Below are 3,270 nucleotides of genomic sequence, written 5' to 3'. Positions count from 1 at the left end.
CCTGTTGCTGCGGCGGCTGTTGCTGCGGCGGCGGGAAGCCGTAACCGCCCTGGCCGCCCTGGGGGCCGGGGCCGGGCGCGGGCGGCGGGAAGCCGTAGCCACCCTGGCCGCCCTGCGTACCGGGGCCACCGGGGCCGGGCATGCCGGGCGGCGGGCCGGGCTGCTGGGTGGGCGGCGGGGCGTAGGACGTCGGGGAGTTGGTGAGGAAGTTGTAGCGGCACTCCTCGCAGAACGGCGCCATCGACTCGCGCGGCGTACGGCACTGCGGGCACGGCTCGCTCGGTGCGGCCTGGCCGGGTCCGGGGCCGGGCGCGGGCGGCGGGAAGCCGTAACCGCCCTGCTGGCCACCCTGGGTGCCGGGACCGGGACCGGGACCGAGGCCACCGGGGCCCGGCGCGGGCGGCGGGAAGCCATAGCCGCCCTGGCCGCCCTGCATGTCAGGAGCACCGGGGCCACCGGGTCCGGGACCACCCGGGCCGGGAGCGAAGCCACCGGGCGGCGGGCCGGGCTGGCCCTGCGGCGGGCCGGGCTGGCCGGTCGGCTGGCTGGGCGGGGTGTTCAGGAAGCCGGCAGGCAGGGAGGGCGGCGGGGGGACAGCACCCGCCATCCGCTGGCCGCACACCTCGCACCAGTCTTCGGCCACCGACTGGTGGCCGCTCGGGCAGGTCGGCATGTCGGTTCTTCCCCCTCCGTACCGTGTTCCTTCGGTGGTACTGCTCGGTACTTTTCGTAGCTATTTCTTTACGCGAACGGTTTTCGTCGAGCGGGTTTCGAGAGTCATCTCGTCCGCCTCGGCGACCTTCGCCTTCAGTCGCACAGTACCGGTCGTCGCATCGACGACGTCCACCACCTTCGCAAGGAGTTTCGCAGTCGCCGCGTTCCCCGAGGCATCGGCCAGCTGTACCGCACGGCCCAATTTCGCCGTCGCGCTGTCGACATCTCCCGACTTACGCGCATCGAGCCCCTGTTGGATGACTTGTGCCAGTTCGGCCTGCCCTGTGTAGTGCGCCACCTGTGGATTGATCGATGTGGAGGCGGCGATATCGTCCGTCCACACGGCCCGTACGAGCCCCTGCGACAGAGGCCGCGGCGGGGTCTGCGGCACGGCCTGGGAGGGCAGGCCGTCCGGCGCGGGAATGATCAACGACACACGGCCGGCCAGCATTTCCCGGCCGATGCCGGCGGCCGGGACCCGCAGGCAGAGGTGGTAGTCGCGGGACTCGTCGCCCCAGGAGCCGGTCGGATAGTCCGCCGACCGCGGCCCGGACTCCCTGCCCCGCCCGGTCAAGTCCTCCACGGTGGGTGCCACTTGCTTGACGAAGACGGTCTCGGCGCCCAACGGGGTCCACAGCCGCAGAGCGACATCGGCGACCTCCTTGCCCATCGCCGTCGCCATCATCCGCGTGAAATCGGCGGTCAGCCCGGCCGGATCGGCGACGATATCGGCGGTCCCCAGCAGCGCCGAGGCGATGCCGGTGACCTCCTTGACCTCCCAGTTCGTGCCGACGCCACGGGCGTCGCAGGTGAAGGACCCGAAGCAGTCGTCCAGGGTGGCGCGCAGATCCTGCGGCGACTCGTGTTCATTGCGGCCGTCGGTGAGCAGGACGGCGTGCCGGATGGTGAGATCGGCGGACGACAGCAGCCGGTCGGCCAGCCGCAGCCAGGTGCCGATGGCCGTACCGCCGCCCGCGCTCAGCCTGCGCAGCGCCTCCGCGGCCTGTGCGCGGGTCGTTGCACCGGCCGCCGCCAGCCGGCCGCCGCCGGGGTAGACCTCGGCGGCCCGGTGCGTACCGGCCACCACCGCGAAGGCGACGCCGTCGCGCAGGGTGTCGAGCGCGGCGGCCGTGGCCTCACGGGCGGCGCGCAGCTTCGTCGGCGGATGGTCCATCGACCCGGAGCAGTCGACCATGATCACCACACCGGCGTCCGGCCCGCCGCTGCCGCCCACGCAAAGCGGCCGGCCGCCCGTCGTGCCGCCCCCGGTCGCGGTCACCGTGACAATGGCGTGCACCTCCCGCCCGCCCTCGGGGAGGTAGGGGTTCTGGTACACCTCGGCGGTGAAACGCGGCACAGGGGATTTGGCGAAGTTGGCCATCCGTTCCGCTCCTCACCGGAGTCCGACTCATGCGGTTTTGGGCCGGGTCAGGCCGATCCTGCCCGCCCCGACGGCGCGGGGAACGGCACCAGCGCCACCGTGACGTTGTCGTGCCCGCCGCCGTCGAGGGCGTGTGTGACCAGCGTGCGGGCGCCGTTCAGCGGCCTGGTGGGAGCGTCGTACGGCAGCACCGCGGCCATCTGCTCCGCGCTCTCGGCGTAGTTCCACAGTCCGTCCGTGCACACCACCACGACACCGGGGCCGTCCGGCTTGAACGTTGCGGTGTGCGGCTCGACCTCGTACGCATCCGCGCCCAGCCAGCCGGTGATGGCGTGCGCCCGCTCATCGGCGTTCGCCTCGGCCTCGGACATCAGATTGTTGGCGACCATCTGCGCCGCCCAGGAGTCGTCCTCGGTGAGCCGGGCCGGCGGCGCGGTGCGGTCGTCGGGGATCCAGTAGGCGCGGCTGTCGCCGACCCAGCCGACGGTCAGCAGCCCGCCGCCGACCACCGCGCCGACGAAGGTGCAGGCCGGGGCGTTCTGCTGGCGCTGCTCGTCATGCACCAGGGACGGGTCGGCGGCCAGTGCGTCGACCGCCGTGGAGGCCGCCAGGATGGCTTCGTGCATGGCTTGCTGGGGATGGGTACCGCGCGGCAGCGACGCCAGCAGCGCCTCGCCGGCGGCCTCGGACGCCGCCTGGGACGCCTCGTCCGGTCGGGTCGCCGAGGAGACCCCGTCGCAGACCACCGCAACCACGGCGGGTGTGCCGTCCGGCAGGGCGGCGGCACGGAGGGCGAAGAAGTCCTCGTTGCGGTGGTGCCGGTGGCCCCGGTCGCTGACCGCCGCGATGCCCGCCAATTCGCGCTCCATGTGGTCGCGTTCGCGGGGCCGGGCGTGGCCGCAGTGCTCGCAGTAGCCCTCGGGGCCGACGGCGCCGGTTCGGCAGGCGGTGCACAGGTTGCCGCCGGGGGCGGGGGTGGGAGGCTCGTCCCTGGCCGTGGTGGACGCGCCCCCGGCCGCTGCGGGCGTGCCCTCGGCCGCAGTGGCCGCGCCGGACTCCGCACCGGCGTCGGCGACCGCCTCGTATCCGGCGACGCGGGGGTCGACGGGCGGTTCGACGGGCGGCGGCGTGTCGGCCACCGCGGCGGGGCTGGCAGGCGCGGCGGGGCCGGCAGG

At 74.0% G+C, this 3,270-nt stretch carries 2 protein-coding genes and 1 pseudogene; all 3 read right to left on the bottom strand.

All coding sequences use genetic code 11. From position 1 onward, the window contains the following. Positions 1-673, bottom strand: a pseudogene (locus DY245_RS44930) (hypothetical protein); the annotation flags it as partial. 60 nt (positions 674-733) lie between these two features. After that, entirely contained in the window at positions 734-2,095 is a 1,362-nt protein-coding gene (locus tag DY245_RS33900) for a vWA domain-containing protein (RefSeq protein ID WP_128510971.1), read from the bottom strand. 47 nt (positions 2,096-2,142) lie between these two features. After that, a partial coding sequence (locus tag DY245_RS33895; protein ID WP_147318400.1) for a PP2C family protein-serine/threonine phosphatase occupies positions 2,143-3,270 on the bottom strand: 1,128 nt, incomplete at its 5' end.

It is taken from the genome of Streptomyces inhibens (genome assembly GCF_003389455.1).
In the GTDB taxonomy this organism is placed as follows: domain Bacteria; phylum Actinomycetota; class Actinomycetes; order Streptomycetales; family Streptomycetaceae; genus Streptomyces; species Streptomyces inhibens.
The sequence above is the reverse complement of the archived record's forward strand: the minus strand, read 5'-3'. Positions and strand labels throughout refer to the sequence as shown.

Bases quoted from the DNA above. Each gene is read 5' to 3' on its own strand.
- DY245_RS33900 (WP_128510971.1), bottom strand. From the start codon at position 2,095: ATGGCCAACTTCGCCAAATCCCCTGTGCCGCGTTTCACCGCCGAGGTG.